Genomic DNA, 21,234 nt, shown 5'->3' with positions numbered 1-21,234 from the left:
CGGCGCGCGTTTCATCAACCGACCTGCATTGTGACTGTTGTGTCCCGTCAACTGACGCTCGATCTCGGCACGCCGCCGCCCGCCACGTTCGACAACTTCATCATGAATGAAGAGAACGACGAGCTGATCTCGCGGCTCCAGAAGCTCGACCTCGCACTCGCGGCGGGGCCCGTGCCGGACCGGTCGTTCTACATCTGGGGCGAGCCCGGCAGCGGCCGCACCCACCTGCTGCAGGCGCTCGTGAGCGATGCGTCGTACGGCTACGCGCGCTATCTGACGCCGCAGAGCCCGCTCGGCGCGTTCACGTTCGACCCGCGCATCGGCATCTACGCGATCGACGACTGCGACAGGATGAGCGATACCCAGCAGGTCGCGCTGTTCAACCTGTTCAACGAAGTCCGCGCGCACCCGTCGAGCGCGTTCGTCGCGGCAGGCCCCGCGGCGCCGCTCGCGCTCGACGTGCGCGAAGATCTGCGCACGCGCCTCGGCTGGGGGCTCGTGTTCCATCTGTCGCCGCCGTCCGACGCCGGCAAGATCGCCGTGCTGAAGCTCGCGGCAAAGGAGCGCGGGATCGCGCTCACCGACGACATCGCCGCGTACCTGCTGACCCATTTCCGCCGCGACATGCCGAGCCTGATGGCGCTGCTCGACGCGCTCGACCGCTTCTCGCTCGAGCAGAAACGCGCCGTCACGCTGCCGCTGCTGCGCCGGATGCTGGCCCGCCCCGGCGACGACATCGCACCGCCGGGCACAGGCCCGAACCGCTTCGAGTAAAATGCGCATCCATGACTAATCTGGCACTCTTTGACCTCGATCACACGCTGATCCCGACCGATAGCGACCACGAATGGGGCCGCTTCATGGTGAAGCTCGGCATCGTCGACGCGGAAAGCTTCTCGCGTCAGAACGATCAGTTCTTCGCCGACTACAAGGCCGGCAAGCTCGACATCCATGCGTACCTGTGCGCGATGCTCACGCCGCTCGCGAAGTATTCGCGCGCGCAGCTGGCCGAATGGCACGAGCAGTACATGCACGAGGTGATCCGCCCCGCGATGACGCCCGCCGCGCTCGAACTCGTGCGCAAGCACCTCGATGCCGGCGACCCGTGCTGCGTCGTGACCGCGACCAACGAGTTCATCACGCGTCCGATCGCGACCGCGTTCGGCGTCGACACGCTGATCGCGTGCGAGGTCGAAACGACCGACGGCCATCCCGACTCGCCGTACACGGGCCGGCCGACCGGCACGCCGAGCTATCGCGAAGGCAAGATCGTGCGCACCGAAGCGTGGCTCGCGTCGCTCGGCAAGCACTGGGACGACTTCGAACACAGCTACTTCTACAGCGACTCGCACAACGACATCCCGTTGCTCGAGAAAGTCACCGACCCGATCGCGACCAACCCCGACGACACGCTGCGTGCGCATGCAAGCGACCGCGGCTGGCGCATCCTCGATCTCTTCTGAACGTCGTGATCAAAAAATTCATTCGCAAGCTGCTCGGCCAGGACGGCGCCGAACACACGTCGCCCGTCGAGGCGCCCGCCGCCGACACGGCCCCTGCCCCGCGCCCCGCGAAGGGGAACCGCAGCGGCAGCGCCAAGAAGGCGCGCAGCAACCACGAGCCGACCGTCGTGCCGGCCAGCGTGCACCAGATCGATCCGTCGCTGATCTCGCGGAACGCCGTGCGCGTGACCGACACGCTGCAGCAGGCGGGCTTTCGCGCGTTCATCGTCGGCGGCGCCGTACGCGACCTGCTGCTAGGCATCGCGCCGAAGGACTTCGACGTCGCGACCGACGCGACGCCGACCGAGGTGCAGCGCCTGTTCCGCCGCGCGCGCCTGATCGGCCGCCGCTTCCAGATCGTCCACGTGCAGTTCGGCCAGGAACTGATCGAGGTGTCGACGTTCCGCGCGCTGGTCGACGCGCCGCCCGAAGCCGCCGCGGCCGAGCCGCCGAAGCGCCTGAAGCGCGACGAGCTCGACCGCCGCACGCATGCGGTGGACGCGAGCGGCCGCGTGCTGCGCGACAACGTGTGGGGCGAGCAGCATGAAGATGCCGCGCGCCGCGACTTCACGATCAACGCGATGTACTACGACCCGTCGACGCAGACGGTGCTCGACTACCACGACGGGATGGCCGACATGCGCGCCCGCCTGTTGCGGATGATCGGCGATCCGGCCACGCGCTTCCGCGAGGATCCGGTGCGGATGCTGCGCGTCGTGCGCTTCGCGGCGAAGCTCGGCTTCGAGATCGAGCCGCACACGCGCGAGCCGATCAACGCGCTCGCCGACCTGATCAACAACGTGCCGGCCGCGCGCCTGTTCGACGAAATGCTGAAGCTGCTGCTGTCGGGCCATGCGCTCGCGTGCCTGAAGCAGCTGCGCAAGGAAGGCCTGCACCACGGGCTGCTGCCGCTCCTCGACGTCGTGCTCGAGCAGCCGCAGGGCGAGAAGTTCATCACGCTCGCGCTGAACAACACCGACGCGCGCGTGCGCGCCGGCAAGCCGGTGTCGCCGGGCTTCCTGTTCGCGACGCTGCTGTGGCACGACATGCGCCAGCGCTTCGAGCAATACACGGCGGAGGGCGAAATCCCGGTGCCGGCGCTCCATCGCGCAATGGACGACGTGCTCGACATGCAGACCGAGAAGCTCGCGATCCACAAGCGCTACTCGGCCGACATGCGCGAGATCTGGGGCCTGCAACTGCGCCTCGAAAAACGCTCGGGCCGCAGCGCGATGCGGCTGCTGGAACACCAAAGGTTTAGAGCGGGGTATGATTTCCTCCTGTTACGCTGCGAATCCGGCGAGCTCGATGCGGAAGTCGGACAGTGGTGGACGGATTTCATCGAAGGCGACGCGGCCGCCCGTGAGGCACTCCTCACGCAGGGCGGCTCGAAGGAAAAATCGCCCCGCAAGCGGCGCCGCCGCGGCGGTGCGCGAAACCGCAAGCCGGGCGAAGGCGCCGCCGAGCAGGCGCCGGACACCGCGGACGGTTCCGACGACTGACGCGCTCGCCGGCGAACGACGTAGGAAGTGATGCCATGACGGTTGCATATATCGGACTGGGGGCGAATCTCGGCGATGCGCGCCAGACCCTGAAGGACGCGGTGGTGTGCCTCGCGCAGCAGCGCACCATCTCGATCCTCGGCAAATCGAGCCTGTATCGCACGGCGCCCTTCGAAGCGGGCGGCGACGATTACTACAACTGCGTCGTCAAGCTCGACACGACGCTGTCGGCCCGGGAGCTGCTCGCGCTCTGCCAGAAGATCGAACATCACTTCGGGCGCGAGCGCCCGTATCGCAACGCGCCGCGCACGCTCGACCTCGACATCCTGCTGTTCGGCTCCGATTCGATCGACGAACCCGACCTGATCGTCCCGCATCCGCGCCTCACCGATCGCGCATTCGCGCTCGTGCCGCTCGTCGAAATCGAACCGGCGCTCGACATCCCCGCGCGCGGCCGCGCCGATGCGTTCCTCGCCGCCGTCGCCGATCAGCGCGTCGAGAAGGTGCAGACCTGTCAATGCCTGATGCAGAAGGCCCTTGCCGCCGGCGCTGACGCCGACAAGAACCCCTGCCGATGAACACCACTCCGCTGACCGTCACCGCGCCCGACCTGCGCGCCCCGCATCGCTATCTCGTGATCGAAGGCCCGATCGGCGTCGGCAAGACGACGCTCGCGCGCCTCTTCGCCGAGCGCTGGTCGATGCAGGCGCTGCTCGAACGCCCGCAGGACAACCCGTTCCTCGAACGCTTCTATCGCGACACCGCGCGCTACGCGCTGCCCGCGCAGCTGTCGTTCGCACTGCAGCGCGCGCAGCAGGCGCGCGAACTGATCGGCGCGCTCGATACGGGCCGGCCCGTCGTCGCCGATTTCATGCCGCAGAAGAACGACATCTTCGCGCGGCTGAACCTGCCGGAAGACGAATGGCAGCTGTACCGGTCGATCGCGACGCACCTCGACGTGCCGCAGGCACCCACGCCCGATCTCGTCGTGTACCTGCAGGCGAGCCCCGAGGTGCTGTTCTCGCGCATCCAGAAGCGCGGGCTGCCGATGGAGCTGCAGATCAGCGACGCGTACCTGCGCTCGCTCGTCGATGCATACAACGAATTCTTCTATCACTACGACCGCACGCCGGTACTCACGGTCGCAGCCGAACACCTGAATCCGCAGGATTCCCCCGAAGACCTCGCGCTGCTGATCGAGCGCATCGACACGATGCGCGGCCGCAAGGAATTCTTCGTCAAGGGCGAGACGACGCGCTGACGCGTCCTCGCCTGTCGTTCCTCCCCATCGAACCGGATTTCCCATGACCTATCTCCAGGAATCGAGCCGGCCTGCCGTCACGGTGCCCAAGCTGCAGGCAATGCGCGAAGCCGACGAGAAGATCGCGATGCTCACCTGCTACGACGCGAGCTTTTCCGCGCTGCTCGATCGCGCCGGCACCGACGTGCTGCTGATCGGCGACTCGCTCGGCAACGTGCTGCAGGGCCACACGACCACGCTCCCGGTGTCGCTCGACGACATCGCGTACCACACCGCATGCGTCGCGCGCGTGCAGCCGCGCGCGCTCGTCGTTGCCGATCTGCCGTTCGGCACGTACGGCACGCCGGCCGAGGCGTTCGCGAACGCGGTCACGCTGATGCGCGCCGGCGCGCAGATGGTCAAGCTCGAAGGCGGCGAATGGCTCGCCGACACGATCCGCTTCCTCGTCGAACGCTCAGTGCCGGTGTGCGCGCACCTCGGCCTTACGCCGCAGTCGGTGCATGCGTTCGGCGGCTTCAAGGTGCAGGGCCGCACGGAAGCCGGCGCCGCGCAGCTGCTGCGCGATGCGCGTGCGATCGAAGATGCGGGCGCGCAGCTCGTGGTGCTCGAGGCAGTGCCGACGCTCGTCGCGTCCGAAGTCACGCACATGCTGAAGATCCCGACGATCGGCATCGGTGCGGGCCTCGATTGCTCGGGCCAGGTGCTGGTGCTGCACGACATGCTCGGCATCTTCCCCGGCAAGCGGCCGCGTTTCGTGAAGGATTTCATGCAGGGCCAGCCGAACATCCAGGCAGCCGTCGAGGCGTATGTGAGCGCGGTGAAGGACCGCACGTTCCCCGGGCCCGAGCATTCGTTCTGATCGGGACGTGCGTGCCGCGGCGCGCTGTTAGCGATCGCTGCGGCACACTCGCTGACGTGGCCGGCGATGCGGTACGCCGTTTCTCGTACTGCATGACGAACAGCGCGTACTTTCTAACTCGTCCTATTCCTGCACACCTTCGTCGCTGCGACCATCAAACCTTCGTCAAACGAAGGAGTGGGAAAGATGGCACATGTGTATGAAAAGGCGGCCGAACATCGGCTGCTCGCCATCGCCGCGCTCGCATGCAGTCCGCTCGTCGCATTACCCGCGTCCGCTGCGACCGCTGACTGCCCCGCACGCGTTGCCGTTACCCAGCAGCTCGACGGTCAACCACCCGACGGCTGGAAAAGCTTCGACACGCAAAGCACCTACCCGCTTGCCAGCGTCACCTTCTGGTCAGGGCCGCCGGACCGGATGATGTCCTTGCTGCCGAACCGCTCGCGCTCCGAGCCCAACAGCGACGTCTATACTTGGTCGCTCGCTGAAAACCGTGAGGAGTACTGGGTCTCATGCGACTACGGCAATACGAGCGTCGTGATCGCACGGCCGCTCGGCAGACAGGCACAGACTTGCGTCGCGCGTTACAGGCGTGGGCACGCCATCGTACAAACTTGGCAATGCACGCCGCGGAAGTAATCCGCGTTCAGGCCGGTGCGCGGCCTTGAATCAGCCGCGCCGCGACCGACCCGCGCAACGCATTGCAGATCATCAACTCGTCTGCGTTCAGCACATCGTCGAGCGTCAGCACACGCTCTTTTGCGCCTAGCGCCGGATCGTCGAGCAGCACACCGCGCATCACGCCGGGCAACACGCCGCACGACAACGGCGGCGTCAACCACACGCCATCACGCTTCACGAACACATTCGACCGCCCGCCTTCCGTCACCTCGCCGCGCTCGTTGACGAACAGCATGTCGAAGCCGCCGAGCGCTTCCGCCGCCTGCCACGCGCGATCGTATTCCGCGCGGTGCGTCGTCTTGTGCAAGAGCAGCGCATCGTCCGTGCGGGTTGGCGCGAAGCCATGCGCGGACGCGAGCATCACGCCGACCGGCCCCGCGGGCAGCGGCTTCAGCACCGCGGCCGTGATGTCGACCGTGCCGTCCTTCGCGAGCGCGAGCTTCATCCGGTACGGGCCGTCGCCGTCGAGCGCCGCGCAGCGCGCGTCGATCTCGCGGCGCAACGCGTCGGCGTCGAGGCGGAAGCCGAACGCATCCGCGCTGCGCTGCAGCCGTGCGAGATGGCGCTCGAGATGCCGGATGCCGTCCGCACGTGTCGCGGCCGTGGTTTCGAACAACTGGAAGCCGGGATCGGCATCGGTCAGGAATCGCGCTTTCAATTCGCACTCCGCATATTCGTCGGCGGCGACGCTGTCGAGCACGATGCCCGCGCCGACACCCATCCTGCCGCGCCGCCGGCCGCTAGCGGCGGTTGCCGCGTCGCGCGTGTCGATCGTTGCGGCCGCATCGACGGCGATCGCATCGAGCGTCAGCGTCCGGATCGCGACCGACAGGCAGAAATCGCCGCAGCCGGCCGCGCCGTCGGGCACCGCAGCGCCTGCCGAAGGGCCTTCCTCCGGTGCATCGAGCCAGCCGATCGCGCCCGTATAGAGCCCGCGCGGCGTCGACTCGATCGCGTCGATCAGTTCCATCGTCTTGTGCTTCGGCGCACCGGTGATCGATCCGCACGGAAACAGCGCACGCAGCATCTGCGCGAACGTGGTGCCGTCGCGCCAGCCGGCCTCGACCGTCGACGTCATCTGCCACACCGATGCATATGGCTCGACCGAGAACAGCGTCGGCACCTTGACCGTGCCCGTGCGCGCGATCCGCGACACGTCGTTGCGCAGCAGATCGACGATCATCACGTTTTCCGCGCGGTTCTTCGGATCGTTCGCGAGGAACGCGGCAGCCGCCGCATCGTCGCGCGGATCGGCCGAGCGCGGCGCGGTGCCCTTCATCGGCCGCGCGCGCAGCACGTCGCCGTGCTTCTCGACGAACAGCTCCGGCGAGCACGACACGACCCACGCGCCGTCGGGCAGCGCGATCAGCGCGCCGTAACGCACGGGCTGACGCGCGCGCAGCCGCCGGTACAGCGCGAGCGGCGTGCCGAACATGTCGAAATTCAGCCGGTACGTGTAGTTGATCTGATACGAATCACCCGCCCGCAGCGCGTCGTGCACCGCGGCGATCGCCGCGTCGAACGCGTCCCGCGACACGCTCTTCGCGACGTGCGCGACGCCCGCGATCGACGGCGGTCCGCCGCCGTCCTGCTGCGCGAGCCACGCATCGACTTCGTCGCGCGACAGGCGCTCGCAGCGCGCATACAGCAAAAAGCGCAGCGGGGCATGGCCCGGCTGCGCTCTGTCCAGATTGCGTCCGAATTCGTAATCACCGACGACGATCGCATGCAGCCCGTCGCGCAGATCCTGCGCCACCGCCGCATCGACTTCGTCGAGCCGTGCCGGATCCGTGCACACGCGTTCGCGCACGAAACCGGAATACAAGCGACTCGACCGCGCGGACGCGGTCGAGTCGCAATCGTCCAAGAGCGCGAACGACGCGCTCTCGTTGCCTTCAGTCATGCCGTTACTCGAAGAAGCTCTTCACCCGGTCGAACCAGCTCTTGCTCTGCGGGCTGTGACGCGCACCGCCCTCGGCCAGCGACTTCTCGAACTGCTTGAGCAGATCGCGCTGCTGGTCGGTCAGCTTCACGGGCGTCTCGACCTGCACGTGTACGTACAGATCGCCCGCGATGCTCGAACGCAGACCCTTGATCCCCTTGCCGCGCAGGCGGAACGTCTTGCCCGACTGCGTACCTTCCGGCACCGGGAACGATGCACGGCCGGCCAGCGTCGGCACCTCGATCTCGCCGCCCAGTGCGGCGGTCGTGAACGGGATCGGCATCTGGCAGTGGAGATCGTCGCCGTCGCGCTCGAACACCGAGTGCGGCTTGATGTGGATCTCGACGTACAGGTCGCCCGGCGGCCCGCCGTTGATGCCCGGCTCGCCGTTGCCGGCGGAGCGGATCCGCATCCCGTCGTCGATGCCGGCCGGAATCTTCACTTCGAGCGTCTTGGTTTCCTTCACCTTGCCCGACCCGTGGCAATGCACGCACGGTTCCGGGATGTAGGTGCCGGTGCCGTGGCACTTCGGGCAGGTCTGCTGGATGCTGAAGAAGCCCTGCGACATGCGCACCGTGCCCTGGCCGTGACAGGTCGGGCAGGTTTCCGGCTTCGTGCCGGGCTTCGCGCCCGACCCGTGACAGACTTCGCACGACACCCAGCTCGGCACGCGGATCTGCGTGTCGTAGCCGTGCGCGGCCTGCTCGAGCGTGATTTCCATGCTGTAGCGCAGGTCGGCGCCGCGATACACCTGCGGGCCGCCGCGGCCGCCGCGCGCGGCACCGCCCGCGGCCTGGCCGAAGATGTCGCCGAAGATGTCGCCGAACGCATCCGCGAAACCGCCGAAACCCTGTGCGCCCGCACCGCCCATGTTCGGATCGACGCCCGCGTGGCCGTACTGGTCGTACGCCGCGCGCTTCTGGTCGTCCGACAGCATTTCATAGGCTTCCTTCACTTCCTTGAAATGCTCTTCCGCATCCTTGCTGTCCGGATTGCGGTCAGGGTGATACTTCATCGCAAGCTTGCGATACGCCTTCTTGATTTCGTCGTCGCTCGCATTCTTCGCGACGCCCAGAACCTCGTAGTAATCCCGTTTCGCCATATCGATTCACTGTGCCGCCACGCATCGCGCACGCGGCGGCTCCTTTCGCCTGCAGTAAAGTCTCTCGACTCGTCTGGCGCTGCACCGTCCGCGGACGGCTCGCGCAGCACCCGCCAAAAAACAAATGTGCCCGGAGGGCCGCGAAGCCCGCCAGGCGTGGAGTCGATCCGGCCATCCGGAAGGAAAGACAGACCGCTTTTCAGCCGCTGGTCAGTCGCGCCGCGCGCGTTTCCACGCGCGGCGTGCGGTGCCATTGCAACCCGGCTTAGTCCTTCTTCACTTCCTTGAACTCGGCGTCGACGACGTCGTCGGCCGCCTGCTGTGCGCCACCCGCGTGGGCCGCGCCTTCAGCTGCACCGGCCGCGCCGGCTGCACCTGCCTGCTGGGCCTGCATGTCGGCATACATCTTCTCGCCGAGCTTCTGCGACACCTTGCCGAGTTCCTCGACCTTCGCGTCGATCGAAGCCTTGTCGGCCGACGTGTCCTTCAGCACTTCCTCGAGCGACTTCAGCGACGCTTCGATCGCTTCCTTCTCGCCCGCGTCCAGCTTGTCGCCGTACTCGGTGAGCGCCTTCTTCGTGCTGTGGACGAGTGCGTCGCCCTGGTTGCGCGAATCGGCCAGCTCGCGCAGCTTGTGGTCTTCCGCTGCGTTCGCTTCCGCGTCCTTGATCATCTGGTCGATTTCAGCCTCGGACAGACCCGAGTTGGCCTTGATCGTGATCCGGTTTTCCTTGCCGGTCGCCTTGTCCTTCGCGCCGACGTGCAGGATGCCGTTCGCGTCGATGTCGAAGCTCACTTCGATCTGCGGCACGCCGCGCGGTGCGGGCGGGATGCCTTCGAGGTTGAATTCGCCGAGCAGCTTGTTGCCCGCTGCCATTTCGCGTTCGCCCTGGAACACCTTGATCGTTACGGCGCCCTGGTTGTCGTCGGCCGTCGAGTACACCTGCGCGTGCTTCGTCGGGATCGTCGTGTTCTTGCTGATCATCTTCGTCATCACGCCGCCGAGCGTCTCGATACCGAGCGACAGCGGGGTCACGTCGAGCAGCAGCACGTCCTTGCGGTCGCCCGACAGGACCTGGCCCTGGATCGCTGCGCCGACCGCGACAGCTTCGTCCGGGTTCACGTCACGGCGCGGATCCTTGCCGAAGAACTCCTTCACCTTCTCCAGCACCTTCGGCATGCGCGTCTGGCCGCCGACCAGGATCACGTCGTCGATGTCCGACACCTTGACGCCTGCGTCCTTGATCGCGATGCGGCACGGTTCGATCGTGCGCTCGACGAGGTCTTCCACCAGCGCTTCCAGCTTCGCGCGGGTGATCTTCAGGTTCAAGTGCTTCGGGCCCGACGCGTCCGCCGTGATGTACGGCAGGTTGATTTCGGTCTGCTGGCTCGACGACAGCTCGATCTTCGCCTTTTCAGCGGCTTCCTTCAGGCGCTGCAGCGCGAGCACGTCCTTCGACAGGTCGACGCCCTGCTCCTTCTTGAACTCGCCGATGATGTAATCGATGATGCGCTGGTCGAAGTCCTCGCCGCCGAGGAACGTGTCGCCGTTGGTCGACAGCACTTCGAACTGCATTTCGCCGTCGACGTCCGCGATCTCGATGATCGATACGTCGAACGTACCGCCGCCGAGGTCATACACGGCGATCTTGCGGTCGCCCTTCTCGGCCTTGTCGAGGCCGAACGCGAGCGCGGCTGCGGTCGGCTCGTTGATGATCCGCTTGACTTCGAGGCCCGCGATGCGGCCGGCATCCTTGGTCGCCTGGCGCTGGCTGTCGTTGAAGTACGCCGGCACCGTGATCACAGCTTCCGTGACCGGCTCGCCGAGGTAGTCTTCGGCCGTCTTCTTCATCTTGCGCAGCACTTCCGCCGAAACCTGCGGCGGCGCGAGCTTTTCGCCGTGTGCCTCGACCCATGCATCGCCGTTGTCGGCCTTGACGATGCTGTAAGGCATCAGGCCGATGTCCTTCTGGACTTCCTTCTCTTCGAAGCGGCGGCCGATCAGGCGCTTCACCGCGAACAGCGTGTTCTTCGGGTTGGTCACCGACTGACGCTTGGCCGGCGCGCCGACGAGCACTTCGTTGTCGTCCATGTAGGCGATGATCGACGGCGTCGTGCGCGTGCCTTCCGAGTTCTCGATGACCTTGACCTGGTTGCCTTCCATGATGGCGACGCACGAGTTCGTGGTGCCGAGGTCAATACCGATGATCTTTCCCATTTTTCCTAATCTCCAGAAATGCTTGTTTGCTGCGCGAAACCCCGCGTTTTTGGGCAGTTTCGCGCGCCAGAATTCAACTCTGTTCCCGAAATGCGTCCGGCCGATCCGTTTTCAAGACCCGCCGAGCGATGCGGATATTAAATTTTTTCAATCGCCGCCGGTAGCCGGATCGTGCGGACCGCCGTCGCGGTCCGACTGCGCGCCGGCCGCCGCGGCGATCTTCGCGCGCGCCGCCGACACCGCCGCCTGGAACTGCGCGAGGCCATGCCAGCCGGTCGCACGCCCGAGCCGCTTGCCGCGGTGGAAGAAGAACCACGTCGGCACACCGTGCAGGCCGAAGCGGCGCCCCAGCTCATGATGTTCGTACACGTTGCAATGGAACCACTTCAGGTCCAGCGCGCGGATCGCGTCCGGCTGGGCGAGCATCGCCTTCTTGGCGATCTCGCAGTTGAAGCAGTCGACGCCCCAGAAGAACACCACGGCGAGCGCATCACCGGCGCCGGCGATCGCGGCGTCGAACGTGTCGGCCGCCAGCGCCTGCATGTCGAACGCGTCGAACGCGGCCGGATCGACGCCGGCGGGAACCATCGCGGCAGCCTTACTTCGGCTGGGCGACCGTGACGAGCGCCGGGCGCAGCACGCGGTCGGCGATCATGTAACCCTTTTGCAGGACGGTCACGACGGTGTTCGGCTCCTGCTCGGCCGGCACCATCGAAATGGCCTGGTGCTGGTGCGGATCGAACTTCTCGCCGACCGGGTTGATCGCGACGACGCGGCCCTTCTCGAGCGCGCTCGTCAGCTGGCGCAGCGTCAGTTCGACGCCTTCGCGCACCTTCGTGATGTCGCCGGACGTATCGCTGACGGCGGCCTCGAGGCTGTCCAGCACGGGCAGCAGGTGCTCCGCGAAGCCCTCGATCGCGAACTTGTGCGCCTTCGAGACATCTTCCTGCCCGCGGCGGCGGACGTTCTCGGTCTCGGCCTTCGCCCGCAGGAAGCTCTCCTGCAGCTCGGCGACCTTGGCTTGAGCCTCCGCGAGCGCCGCGTCGGCTGCTTCGGCGGCGGGCGCAGCGCCTTGCGCCGCCTGCTTCTCGCTGCCGATGTCATCGGCCGATTGGGTAGCCGGGTTCTCTTGCGTGTTTTCCATGTCGCTGAAAGTCGATTAGAGGTTGAAGCCAAATCGGCAACCGCCGGACCGTATGCCGGCGGAACCGCACATTGTTGGTGCAAATAAGGGCGAAAACTGCGATTTCAAGAGGGTTATTCACCGGCATTCGCCAATGCCGTGAAACAACCACGCTGCGCGCCGCCCGATTGCGCGCATTTGTCGCCAGATCGGACGAAACGACCGGTAACAACGCTTACCAGGCAAGTACTAGCTCGGCACAGGGGGGTGCACTACACTCCATTCAAGCGTCGAAAAAGCGCGTTTACCCTAGCTTACCGGCGCCTGACATCCACCTGGCGCTGCGTTCACAGTCCCATCGAGGCGCGTACCGTGAAACTGACCTTTGCCATATCGGTGGTCGCGCTGGTACTGATTGCCGGCACCACCACCATCTGCCTGTCCGGAGCCGTCACCGACCGCACGACCGAATACGGAAGCGCGCGGGCGACGTTCGACCAGATGTTCAGTTCCCACCAGAAAATCTGTCGATGATGCGCCGGTCGCGCTTGGTCGGCCGGCCGTGCAGTTCCGCCGCCGGCTCGCGATAGGTGCGGCGCCGTTCCAGTTCGGCGAGCCGCGCGACGCGCCCCGCTTCCGTTTCCTCGTAAAGCGTCTGCGCGATGCTGGCGGGCCCGCGCACGTCGCAAATGCCCAGCACGGCAATGTGCCAGACGACACCGTCGATCGCAATCTCGACCTCGTCGCCGACGCGCACGTCCTTGGCCGGCTTGACCGCCGCGCCGCCGATCTTCACGTGGCCCTTGTCGACCGCGTCGGACGCGAGCGAGCGCGTCTTGAAGAAGCGGGCCGCCCACAGCCACTTGTCGATGCGCAGCTTCGCGCCGGGTTCCGTCGAAATCCTGTAGTTCATGCCAGCCTCCGCCGGGCCGCCCCGCCGCGGCCGGTCATACCGTCGCGCCGTGCCGAACGCACCGGTCGTATCGTCATTTCAGTTCACCGTTTCGGGCTGCGCGGCCTTCACCGGCCAGCCCTGCAGATTCTCGGCGACGATCTCGCCCACCGCGCCGATCCACGCGGGCGCGCCGTTCAGGCACGGAATCCGGTGGAACGCCTGGCCGCCGCCCGCGATGAACTCGTCGCGTACCTCCATCCCGATCTCCTCGATCGTCTCCAGACAATCGGCCGTAAAACCGGGACAGAACACGTCGGCCCGCCGCACGCCCGCCTCGCCGAGTTCGCGCAGCGTCGGCGCCGTGTACGGCTGCAGCCATTCGGCCTTGCCGAAGCGTGACTGGAACGTCACGCGGCATTCGAGCGTCGACAGCCCGAGCGCGGCCATCAGCAGCGCGCCCGTCTGCTGGCACTGGTCGTGATAGGGGTCGCCCAGATCGAGCGTGCGCTTCGGCACGCCGTGGAAACTCAGCACGAGCTTGTCGCCGGCCGCGAAGTCGGGCCGACCGTGCTGCGCCCAGTACTGGCGCACCTGCTCGGCGAGCGCATGGATATAGGCCGGATGGTCGGCGTAGTGCCGCACCGTGCGCACTTCCGGCTGGTTGCGCATCCGCGCGAGCGCGGCGAACGCGGCATCGAATGCCGTCGCGGTGGTGGACGCCGAGTATTGCGGGTACATCGGCATCAGCAGCACGCGCTCGACGCCCGCACGCTTGAACTGCGCGAGCACCTGCGCAATGCCCGGGCTGCCGTAGCGCATCGCGTAGTCGACCGTCACCTGATAGCCGTTCGACGCGAGCAGGTGGCGCACGCCGTCGGTCTGGCGCTCGGTGTACACGCGCAGCGGCGAGCCTTCGGGCATCCAGACGGCCGCGTACTTCCTCGCGGACGCGCGACCGCGCAGCGGCAGGATCAGCGTGCGCAGCAGCACCTGCCAGACGACCTGCGGGATTTCGACGACGCGCGGGTCCGACAGGAACTCGGCCAGATAGCGCCGCACCGCGCGCGGCGTCGGGGCGTCGGGCGTGCCGAGATTGATCAGCAGCACGCCAATGCGATGGGCAGCCGCGACGCTCGAAGGCGGCTCAAGATCGAAACGCATGGGCAGGAACGTGCTCGGGGCACGCAGTCGGACGGCCCTCAATTATAGCGGGCCGTCTCGCCCGGGTCGGCTGGCCGTTCGGCCGACTGGCGGTGCGCACGGCGCCGCGGCACGATGGCAGGACGGTGTCGGTTCGGGTTACTGCTGGCTCAGCGTGAGCGACAGCAGCCGCGCGGTGATGTCGACGATCGGGATCACGCGGTTGTACGCCATGCGGGTCGGGCCGATCACGCCGAGCGTGCCGACGATCTGGCCGTTCACCTCGTAGGGCGCGGTCACGACGCTCATTTCCTCGATCGGCACGAGCGTCGATTCGCCGCCGATGAAGATCTGCACGCCCTGGGCGTGGCTCGACACGTCGAGCAATTGCAGGAGGCCCGTCTTTTGGTCGAACACGTCGAACAGCTTGCGCAGCCGCGCCATGTCGGACGACAGATCCGCCACTTCGAGCAGGTTGCGCTCGCCGGAAATGAGCACGGTGTCCTCGGTGTCGGGCACCTCGGTGCTGGCCGTCACGGCCGCATGCATCAGCGTGGTCATGTCGCCGCGCAGCTGGTCGATCTCGTCGCGCAGGCGGCGGCGCACCTCGTCGAACGACAGCCCGGCGAAATGCGCGTTGATGTAGTTGGACGCCTCGGTGAGCTGCGACGGCGAATAGTCGCGCGGCGTCGCGAGCATCCGGTTCTGCACGTCGCCCTCGGGCGTGACGATGATCAGCAGGATGCGCTTGTCCGACAGCCGCATGAACTCGATCTGCTTGAACACGTGGCTGCGGCGCGGCGTCAGCACGACACCCGCGAACTGCGACAGGTTCGACAGCACGCTCGCCGCGGCCGCCACGACCCGCTGCTGCGGTTCGCCGGTCTGCAGCGTGTTCTGCACCTGGCGCGCGACGGCCTCGGCGTCGATCGGCGCCTCGACCGTCAGCATCGTGTCGACGAACAGCCGATAGCCGCGCGGCGTCGGCACGCGGCCGGCCGACGTGTGCGGGCTCGACACGAGGCCGAGCTCCTCCAGGTCGGACATCACGTTGCGGATCGTTGCCGGGCTCAGTTCGAGCCCGGAATAACGGGACAACGTGCGCGAGCCGACCGGCTGACCGTCGGCGATATACCGTTCGATCAGGGTTTTCAGGAGGGTTCGTGCGCGAGGATCTAGCATGGTGGAAAATTTTAGCGCAACCGCGCGAGCACGGCGAGTGGCCGCGGCCACTGTCGCACAGGCCGACCGATCCGGCCCCGTCTGCGCACAGCCGGTTCTTTTCGTCAACGAGCTATGGTGTAATGCCGGCATGAAAACCGGTAATCAGTTCAACACTGTCGCGCTCGTCGGCCGGAGCAACACGCCCGGCATCGCCGAGCCGCTCGCCACGCTGGCTGGCTGCATCGCGAAGCTCGGCTTCGAGGTCGTGTTCGAAGCCGAAACGGCGCGCGAGATCGGCATCTCCGGCTATCCGGCGCTCACCCCAGCGGAGATCGGCGCGCGCGCGGACGTGGCGGTCGTGCTCGGCGGCGACGGCACGATGCTCGGCATCGGCCGCCAGCTCGCGCCGTACAAGACACCGCTGATCGGGATCAACCACGGGCGGCTCGGCTTCATCACCGACATCGCGGCGGCCGACATGCAGGCGCGCGTCCCGGTGATCCTGTCGGGCAAGTTCGAGCGCGAGGAGCGCTCGCTGCTCGAGGCCCGGATCGTGCGCGACGGCGAACCGATCTACCACGCGCTCGCGTTCAACGACGTCGTCGTGAACCGCAGCGGCTTTTCCGGGATGGTCGAGTTGCGCGCGTCGGTCGACGGCCGGTACATGTACAACCAGCGTTCGGACGGCCTGATCGTCGCTACGCCGACCGGCTCGACCGCGTACGCGTTGTCGTCGGCCGGCCCGATCCTGCATCCGCAGCTCCAGGGCATCGTGCTCGTGCCGATCGCGCCGCACGCGCTGTCGAACCGGCCGATCGTGCTGCCCGACGATTCGAAGATCGCGATCCAGATCGTCGGCGGCCGCGACGTCAACGTGAACTTCGACATGCAGTCGTTCACGTCGCTCGAGCTGAACGACACGATCGAGGTCCGCCGCTCGAAGCACACGGTTCCGTTCCTGCACCCGGTCGGCTACAGCTACTACGCGACGCTGCGCAAGAAGCTGCACTGGAACGAACACGCATCGAACGAAGACGACAAGGCGTCCTGACGCACCCACGCCCGACACCATGCTCCGCCACCTCTCGATTCGCGACTTCGTGATCGTCGCCGCGCTCGATCTCGAATTCGACAGCGGCTTTTCCGTCTTTTCCGGCGAAACCGGCGCCGGTAAATCGATCCTGATCGACGCCCTCGCGCTCGCGCTCGGCGAACGCGCCGACGCAAGCGTCGTGCGCGCCGGCTGCACCCGCGCCGACATCACCGCCGAATTCACGCCGCACGACCGCGTCGCGCGCTGGCTCGACGAACACGCGTTCGACGCCGAGGACACCGTGATGCTGCGCCGCGTGATCGACGCGAACGGCCGCTCGCGTGCGTTCATCAACGGCACCAGCGCGACGCTCGCGCAACTGCGTGAACTCGGCGAGATGCTGGTCGACATCCATGGTCAGCACGCGCACCAGCTGCTGATGCGGCCCGACGCGCAGCGCGAGCTGTTCGACACGCACGCGGGGCTCGTCGCCGACGCCGCGAACGTCGCACGCGCGTGGCGCGTCTGGCGCGACGCAACGCAGGCGATCGACGCCGCGAAGGCGCACGAGCGCGAACTGCAGCTCGAACGCGAGAAGCTCGCGTGGCAGCTCGCCGAGCTCGACAAGCTCGCACCGCAACCCGGCGAATGGGACGAAGTCGGCAGCGAACACAAGCGCCTGTCGCATTCGGCGAACCTGATCGCCGGCGTGCAGGGCGCGCTCAACGCGCTGACCGAGGCCGACGACGCGATGCTCCCGCAGCTCGGCGCAATCGTGTCGAAGCTGCGCAGCCTGGCCGACTACGACACGGGGCTCGGCGATGCGCTCGCCTCGCTCGAACCGGCCGAAATCCAGCTGCAGGAAGCCGTCTATTCGCTGTCGCACTACGCGCAGCGCCTCGATCTCGACCCGGCCCGGCTCGCGCAGGTCGAATCGCGCCTCGACGCGCTGCACTCGACCGCCCGCAAGTTCCGGCTGCCGCCCGACACGCTGCACGAGGAACATGCGGCACGCCGCGCGCAGCTCGCCGCGCTCGACGCGGCCGCCGATCTCGGCGCGCTCGAAGCCGCGCAGGCGAAGGCATGGGAAGCCTATCTCGCCGACGCGAAACACCTGTCGACGGCCCGCGCGCAGGCCGCGAAGGCGCTCGGCACGGCCGTCACGGCCGGCATGCAGGAACTGTCGATGGCGGGCGGCAGCTTCGAAGTCACGCTCGTGCCGCTCGCCGACGGCGGCCCGCACGGGCTCGAGCAGGTCGAATTCCGGGTCGCCGGGCACCCGGGCGTGCCGCTGCGGCCGCTCGCGAAAGTCGCGTCGGGCGGCGAACTCGCACGGATCAGCCTCGCGCTAGCCGTAATCGCGAGCGCCGCCAGCCCGACGCCGACGCTGATTTTCGACGAAGTCGACACGGGGATCGGCGGCGGCGTCGCCGAAGTGGTCGGCCGCCTGCTGCACCAGCTCGGGCGCGACCGCCAGGTGCTGTGCGTGACGCACCTGCCGCAGGTCGCCGCGCGCGGCGACCATCACTTCCAGGTCGCGAAAGGCGCCGACGAGCGCGGCGGCACCGTCTCGTCGGTCGTCCCGCTCGACAAGGCGAACCGGGTCGAGGAAGTCGCCCGGATGCTCGGCGGGCTCGAAATCACCGCCACCACGCGCAAGCACGCGAAGGAAATGCTGGCGGCCTGACGCCAGCTCCGTTGGCCGAATGCAGAAGATCGGCGCATGCGCCGGTCCCGGACTGCCGACGAACCCCACGTTTTTCGGAACGTGGCGTGTCGCTTTCCCCGGAACAGAGCTGCAGCGGCACGGCGAGTCAGCAGACCGATCTGCCGGTCAAACAGCTCGCACGGCGCAGTTTTTCGATGGACGGCCGCCGCCCGAGCGCGCCCGCCCTGCCCCGCGGATTCGAGCGGCCTGCCGCGAACGCCGGATTCAAACGTCCGACTCAAACGCCCGTTTCGGCCCCGCCGAACACACGCTCCCACAACGCCGTCACGGCCGCCCGTTCGTCGGCCACCAGCGCCGGATCGACCCGCGCCTTCTCCATCCCGTCGAGCCGCAGCTTGTGCTGCAGCTTTCGGTACTTGCGGTACGCGGCGCCGACGCGCTCGGCCTCGTCCTCACCCATCAGCCCGAACCGCGCGACCTCGCGCAGCAGCGCGATGTTGCCGGTGTTGCGGATCAGCTCGGCATCGCTCGACGCATGCAGCAGCACCCAGTACTGGACGATGAACTCGATGTCGACCATCCCGCCGCGATCGTGCTTCAGGTCGAACAGCTCGGTCTGGTTCGGGTGGCCGGCGAACACCTTGCCGCGCATGTCGACGATTTCCTTGGCGAGCACCGCCCCGTCGCGCGGCGTCGTCAGCACCTGGTGGCGGATCGCCTCGAAGTCCGTGCCGATCTGCGGGTCGCCTGCGCTGTAGCGGGCGCGCGTCAGCGCCTGGTGTTCCCACACCCACGCGGTGTTCGCCGCGTCGCCCTCGCGCAGCTGATAGCGGCGGAACGCGTCGAGATCGGTCACGAGCAGCCCGGCCTCGCCGTTCGGCCGCAGCCGCAGGTCGATGTCGAACAGCGCGCCCGCACCGGTCGCAGTCGTGAGCCACGTGATCAGCCGTCGCGTGAACGTCGTGTAGACGTCCGCCGAGCGCTCGTCGGGGTCGTCGTACAGGAAGATCAGGTCGAGATCCGATGCGTAGCCGAGCTCCTTGCCGCCGAGCTTGCCGTACGCGATCACCGCGAACTTCGGCACGTCGCGGTGGCGCTTCGCGAGCTGCGACCAGACGACTTCGATCGTCACGTCGAGCACCGCGTCGGCGAGCTCGGACAGGCGGTCGCTCACATGCTCGACCGACAGCTGGCCCGCCAGATCGATCAGCAGGATGCGGAACACTTCCGCGTGCTGCGCGTGCCGCAGCAGGTCCATCTGCTGCTCGGGGCCGTCGGCGGCCGCGAGGCGCGCACGCAATGCATCCTTGAACGCGGGCCAGTCGAACGGGCTCGCGATCGCTTCGTCGTCGAGCAGTTCGTCGAGCAGCTGCGGATGGCGGATCAGGTAGCCGCCGCCCCAGCGCGTCGCGCCGAGCACCGACAGCACGCGGTCGAGCGCAGCCGGATACTCGGTCAGGAGCGCGAGATAGACACCGCGCCGGCTGACCGTCTCGAGCAGGTCGAACAGCCGCACGATGGTATCGTCGCGGCGCGCGGCGTCGATCCGCGGCGCGGCCTCGAGCGCGCGCTGCGCGACGCTGTCGAAGCGCTGCCGGCTCTTTTCCGGCAGGCCCGCGTAGCGCGACGACTGCCAGATCGCGCGCAGCCGCGCGAGCACGGCCGCCGGATCGGTGAAACCCACGCCGTCGAGGCGCGCGAGCAGCGCGTCGTCTTCGCCGTCGTCGGCGAGCGCCCCGCTCCAGATCCACGTCGCGGCCGTGTCCTCGCCCGCCGCGCAGGGGCCGCCGCTCACCTTGTCGGCAAAGACCTGGTCGAACTGCGCCTCGACGAACGTCCGGTGATCGTCGAGCACCGTCATCAGCGCCGCATAGTCGGCAAAGCCGAGCGACGCGGCCAGCACCGCCCGCTCGCCCGGATCGACCGGCATCGCGTGCGTCTGCGCGTCGTCGCGGTACTGCAGCCGGTGCTCGAGCGTGCGCAGGAAGTTGTAGGCGTCGGTCAGCCGCTCGCGCACGTCCTCGCCGATCAGCCCGCGCGCCTGCGCATGGCGCAGCACCGCCAGCGTCGGCCGCACGCGGAATTCCGCATCCTGGCCGCCGCGGATCAGCTGGAACACCTGCGCGCTGAATTCGATCTCGCGGATCCCGCCGCGCCCGAGCTTGATGTCGTCGGCCTTGTCGGGCCGCATCGACGCGCGGCGCGCAGCTTCCTGGCGAATCTGCTGGTGCAGCGAACGGATCGCGCCGATCACGCCGAAGTCGAGATAGCGGCGGTACACGAACGGCTTGACGATCGATTCGAGCTGCGCCGCCAGCCGCCGCGCCGCGTCGCTGTCGCCTTCGGATACGAGCCGCCCCTTGATCCACGCGTAGCGCTCCCATTCGCGCCCCTGCACGTAGAAATATTCCTCGAGCATCCCGAGGCTGCAGACGAGCGGCCCCGAATCGCCGTTCGGGCGCAGCCGCATGTCGACGCGAAACACGTAGCCGTCGGCCGTGACCTCGGACAGCACGCCGATCAGGCGCCGGCCGAGCCGCGTGAAATATTCCTGGGTGGACAGCGGCGAGCGCGTGCCGCCGGCCGTTTCGCCGTCGTCCTCGTAGACGAAGATCAGGTCGATGTCCGACGACACGTTCAGCTCGCGGCCGCCGAGCTTGCCCATCCCGACCACGCCGAGCACGACGCGCTGGCCGTCGGCGCCGCGCGGCTCGCCGTACATCGCCTCGAGTTCGGCCGACAGCAGCGCGAGCGAGCGCTGCACGGCCACTTCGGCGAGATCGGTCATCGCGCCCGTCACCTCGGCGACGCTCGCGACGCCGCGCAGGTCGCGCTCCGCGACCGCGCCGAACACCTCGATACGCAACTGCCGCAGCGCGCGCTTCAGTTGCTCGTCGCCCGGCGCGGCCGTGCCGGCCGGCGTGGCGAGCAGTTCGGTCAGGCGCGCGTCGAGCTGCGCGCGCATGAGCGGCGCGGCGGCCCACGCGGCGATCTGGCCGGACAGCGCGGGACGCGCGGCGGTCGCGCGGGCGATGTAGCGGGAATAGGACGTGCTGATCAGGGCGGAAGCGTCGGTCATCGAAAAGCGGGCCTGGCGGTAAGGCCTGCCGCTGCGGGACAACGCGTGCGCGCCCCGCTGCCGA

General features: G+C 67.6%; 19 protein-coding genes. 10 read left to right on the top strand and 9 right to left on the bottom strand.

Features of this window, described 5'->3' with window-relative positions; genetic code table 11:
• The first annotated feature begins 39 nt into the window (after nucleotides 1-39).
• The 7 genes from hda to U4Y91_RS11995 all read left to right on the top strand — a co-directional run bounded on the left by hda (nucleotide 40) and on the right by U4Y91_RS11995 (nucleotide 5,763).
• The gene (gene hda, locus U4Y91_RS12025) at nucleotides 40-774 is read left to right on the top strand and encodes a DnaA regulatory inactivator Hda (protein WP_006760485.1); all 735 of its coding nucleotides are present in this window, start codon (nucleotides 40-42) and stop codon (nucleotides 772-774) included.
• Between the two features lie 11 nt (nucleotides 775-785).
• Nucleotides 786-1,463: an HAD family hydrolase gene (locus U4Y91_RS12020; protein ID WP_321805238.1), complete on the top strand. Its 678-nt coding sequence runs from the start codon at nucleotides 786-788 to the stop codon at nucleotides 1,461-1,463.
• A 5-nt stretch (nucleotides 1,464-1,468) separates the two neighbouring features.
• A complete protein-coding gene (gene pcnB, locus U4Y91_RS12015) occupies nucleotides 1,469-3,004 on the top strand; it encodes a polynucleotide adenylyltransferase PcnB (RefSeq protein ID WP_321805237.1) in 1,536 nt (511 codons plus the stop codon).
• Between the two features lie 35 nt (nucleotides 3,005-3,039).
• Nucleotides 3,040-3,582, top strand: coding sequence for a 2-amino-4-hydroxy-6-hydroxymethyldihydropteridine diphosphokinase (gene folK / locus U4Y91_RS12010; protein WP_044844054.1), 543 nt, complete (start codon nucleotides 3,040-3,042; stop codon nucleotides 3,580-3,582).
• The gene (locus U4Y91_RS12005) at nucleotides 3,579-4,265 is read left to right on the top strand and encodes a deoxynucleoside kinase (protein WP_321805236.1); all 687 of its coding nucleotides are present in this window, start codon (nucleotides 3,579-3,581) and stop codon (nucleotides 4,263-4,265) included. Before folK ends, U4Y91_RS12005 begins: the two co-directional genes overlap by 4 nt.
• Nucleotides 4,266-4,308: 43 nt before the next feature.
• The gene (panB, locus tag U4Y91_RS12000) at nucleotides 4,309-5,124 is read left to right on the top strand and encodes a 3-methyl-2-oxobutanoate hydroxymethyltransferase (RefSeq protein ID WP_044844052.1); all 816 of its coding nucleotides are present in this window, start codon (nucleotides 4,309-4,311) and stop codon (nucleotides 5,122-5,124) included.
• A gap of 186 nt (nucleotides 5,125-5,310) precedes the next feature.
• Nucleotides 5,311-5,763, top strand: a complete 453-nt coding sequence (locus U4Y91_RS11995; RefSeq protein ID WP_321805235.1) for an STY0301 family protein — start codon at nucleotides 5,311-5,313, stop codon at nucleotides 5,761-5,763.
• 7 nt (nucleotides 5,764-5,770) lie between these two features.
• Here U4Y91_RS11995 and U4Y91_RS11990 read toward each other — a convergent pair whose 3' ends face one another.
• The 5 genes from U4Y91_RS11990 to grpE all read right to left on the bottom strand — a co-directional run bounded on the left by U4Y91_RS11990 (nucleotide 5,771) and on the right by grpE (nucleotide 12,211).
• Nucleotides 5,771-7,708 carry a bifunctional anthranilate synthase component I family protein/class IV aminotransferase gene (locus U4Y91_RS11990; RefSeq protein WP_321805234.1) on the bottom strand — a complete coding sequence of 646 codons (1,938 nt, stop codon included), beginning with the start codon at nucleotides 7,706-7,708 and terminating at the stop codon, nucleotides 5,771-5,773.
• A gap of 4 nt (nucleotides 7,709-7,712) precedes the next feature.
• Nucleotides 7,713-8,849 (bottom strand): molecular chaperone DnaJ, encoded by a 1,137-nt coding sequence (dnaJ, locus tag U4Y91_RS11985; protein WP_321805233.1) that lies wholly within the window; start codon nucleotides 8,847-8,849, stop codon nucleotides 7,713-7,715.
• A 265-nt stretch (nucleotides 8,850-9,114) separates the two neighbouring features.
• Nucleotides 9,115-11,067, bottom strand: coding sequence for a molecular chaperone DnaK (gene dnaK / locus U4Y91_RS11980; protein WP_321805232.1), 1,953 nt, complete (start codon nucleotides 11,065-11,067; stop codon nucleotides 9,115-9,117).
• Nucleotides 11,068-11,214: 147 nt separating this feature from the next.
• The gene (locus U4Y91_RS11975; protein WP_321805231.1) at nucleotides 11,215-11,655 is read right to left on the bottom strand and encodes a thioredoxin family protein; all 441 of its coding nucleotides are present in this window, start codon (nucleotides 11,653-11,655) and stop codon (nucleotides 11,215-11,217) included.
• 10 nt (nucleotides 11,656-11,665) lie between these two features.
• Nucleotides 11,666-12,211 carry a nucleotide exchange factor GrpE gene (gene grpE / locus U4Y91_RS11970; RefSeq protein WP_321805230.1) on the bottom strand — a complete coding sequence of 182 codons (546 nt, stop codon included), beginning with the start codon at nucleotides 12,209-12,211 and terminating at the stop codon, nucleotides 11,666-11,668.
• A 351-nt stretch (nucleotides 12,212-12,562) separates the two neighbouring features.
• Here grpE and U4Y91_RS11965 point away from each other — a divergent pair, with 351 nt between their 5' ends.
• Entirely contained in the window at nucleotides 12,563-12,724 is a 162-nt protein-coding gene (locus U4Y91_RS11965) for a hypothetical protein (protein ID WP_006476841.1), read from the top strand.
• Here the strand turns inward: U4Y91_RS11965 and U4Y91_RS11960 are convergent.
• The 3 genes from U4Y91_RS11960 to hrcA form a co-directional block, all read right to left on the bottom strand.
• Nucleotides 12,696-13,103, bottom strand: coding sequence for an RNA-binding S4 domain-containing protein (locus tag U4Y91_RS11960; RefSeq protein ID WP_321805229.1), 408 nt, complete (start codon nucleotides 13,101-13,103; stop codon nucleotides 12,696-12,698). The two genes, U4Y91_RS11965 and U4Y91_RS11960, sit on opposite strands and share 29 nt — an antisense overlap.
• Before the next feature lie 78 nt (nucleotides 13,104-13,181).
• Nucleotides 13,182-14,246, bottom strand: coding sequence for a ferrochelatase (hemH, locus tag U4Y91_RS11955; protein WP_321805228.1), 1,065 nt, complete (start codon nucleotides 14,244-14,246; stop codon nucleotides 13,182-13,184).
• 138 nt (nucleotides 14,247-14,384) lie between these two features.
• Entirely contained in the window at nucleotides 14,385-15,407 is a 1,023-nt protein-coding gene (gene hrcA, locus U4Y91_RS11950; RefSeq protein ID WP_121858389.1) for a heat-inducible transcriptional repressor HrcA, read from the bottom strand.
• A 130-nt stretch (nucleotides 15,408-15,537) separates the two neighbouring features.
• Here hrcA and U4Y91_RS11945 point away from each other — a divergent pair, with 130 nt between their 5' ends.
• Together U4Y91_RS11945 and recN are read left to right on the top strand one after the other, a co-directional pair.
• Entirely contained in the window at nucleotides 15,538-16,440 is a 903-nt protein-coding gene (locus U4Y91_RS11945; protein WP_124487961.1) for an NAD kinase, read from the top strand.
• A gap of 19 nt (nucleotides 16,441-16,459) precedes the next feature.
• A complete protein-coding gene (recN, locus tag U4Y91_RS11940; protein WP_321805227.1) occupies nucleotides 16,460-18,109 on the top strand; it encodes a DNA repair protein RecN in 1,650 nt (549 codons plus the stop codon).
• Nucleotides 18,110-18,368: 259 nt separating this feature from the next.
• Here recN and glnE read toward each other — a convergent pair whose 3' ends face one another.
• A complete protein-coding gene (gene glnE, locus U4Y91_RS11935; protein ID WP_321805226.1) occupies nucleotides 18,369-21,170 on the bottom strand; it encodes a bifunctional [glutamate--ammonia ligase]-adenylyl-L-tyrosine phosphorylase/[glutamate--ammonia-ligase] adenylyltransferase in 2,802 nt (933 codons plus the stop codon).
• Nucleotides 21,171-21,234: the final 64 nt, after the last annotated feature.

This window comes from Burkholderia sp. BCC1993 (genome assembly GCF_905339865.1).
GTDB lineage: Bacteria > Pseudomonadota > Gammaproteobacteria > Burkholderiales > Burkholderiaceae > Burkholderia.
This window is presented reverse-complemented; position numbering and strand designations above follow the sequence as displayed.

What these genes read in the sequence shown, in the direction of transcription:
- U4Y91_RS12020 (WP_321805238.1), top strand. Translation starts at nt 786, where the DNA reads ATGACTAATCTGGCACTCTTTGACCTCGATCACACGCTGATCCCGACC.
- folK (WP_044844054.1), top strand. Translation starts at nt 3,040, where the DNA reads ATGACGGTTGCATATATCGGACTGGGGGCGAATCTCGGCGATGCGCGC.
- U4Y91_RS12005 (WP_321805236.1), top strand. Translation starts at nt 3,579, where the DNA reads ATGAACACCACTCCGCTGACCGTCACCGCGCCCGACCTGCGCGCCCCG.
- panB (WP_044844052.1), top strand. Translation starts at nt 4,309, where the DNA reads ATGACCTATCTCCAGGAATCGAGCCGGCCTGCCGTCACGGTGCCCAAG.
- U4Y91_RS11995 (WP_321805235.1), top strand. Translation starts at nt 5,311, where the DNA reads ATGGCACATGTGTATGAAAAGGCGGCCGAACATCGGCTGCTCGCCATC.
- U4Y91_RS11990 (WP_321805234.1), bottom strand. Translation starts at nt 7,708, where the DNA reads ATGACTGAAGGCAACGAGAGCGCGTCGTTCGCGCTCTTGGACGATTGC.
- dnaJ (WP_321805233.1), bottom strand. Translation starts at nt 8,849, where the DNA reads ATGGCGAAACGGGATTACTACGAGGTTCTGGGCGTCGCGAAGAATGCG.
- dnaK (WP_321805232.1), bottom strand. Translation starts at nt 11,067, where the DNA reads ATGGGAAAGATCATCGGTATTGACCTCGGCACCACGAACTCGTGCGTC.
- U4Y91_RS11975 (WP_321805231.1), bottom strand. Translation starts at nt 11,655, where the DNA reads ATGGTTCCCGCCGGCGTCGATCCGGCCGCGTTCGACGCGTTCGACATG.
- grpE (WP_321805230.1), bottom strand. Translation starts at nt 12,211, where the DNA reads ATGGAAAACACGCAAGAGAACCCGGCTACCCAATCGGCCGATGACATC.
- U4Y91_RS11960 (WP_321805229.1), bottom strand. Translation starts at nt 13,103, where the DNA reads ATGAACTACAGGATTTCGACGGAACCCGGCGCGAAGCTGCGCATCGAC.
- hemH (WP_321805228.1), bottom strand. Translation starts at nt 14,246, where the DNA reads ATGCGTTTCGATCTTGAGCCGCCTTCGAGCGTCGCGGCTGCCCATCGC.
- hrcA (WP_121858389.1), bottom strand. Translation starts at nt 15,407, where the DNA reads ATGCTAGATCCTCGCGCACGAACCCTCCTGAAAACCCTGATCGAACGG.
- U4Y91_RS11945 (WP_124487961.1), top strand. Translation starts at nt 15,538, where the DNA reads ATGAAAACCGGTAATCAGTTCAACACTGTCGCGCTCGTCGGCCGGAGC.
- recN (WP_321805227.1), top strand. Translation starts at nt 16,460, where the DNA reads ATGCTCCGCCACCTCTCGATTCGCGACTTCGTGATCGTCGCCGCGCTC.
- glnE (WP_321805226.1), bottom strand. Translation starts at nt 21,170, where the DNA reads ATGACCGACGCTTCCGCCCTGATCAGCACGTCCTATTCCCGCTACATC.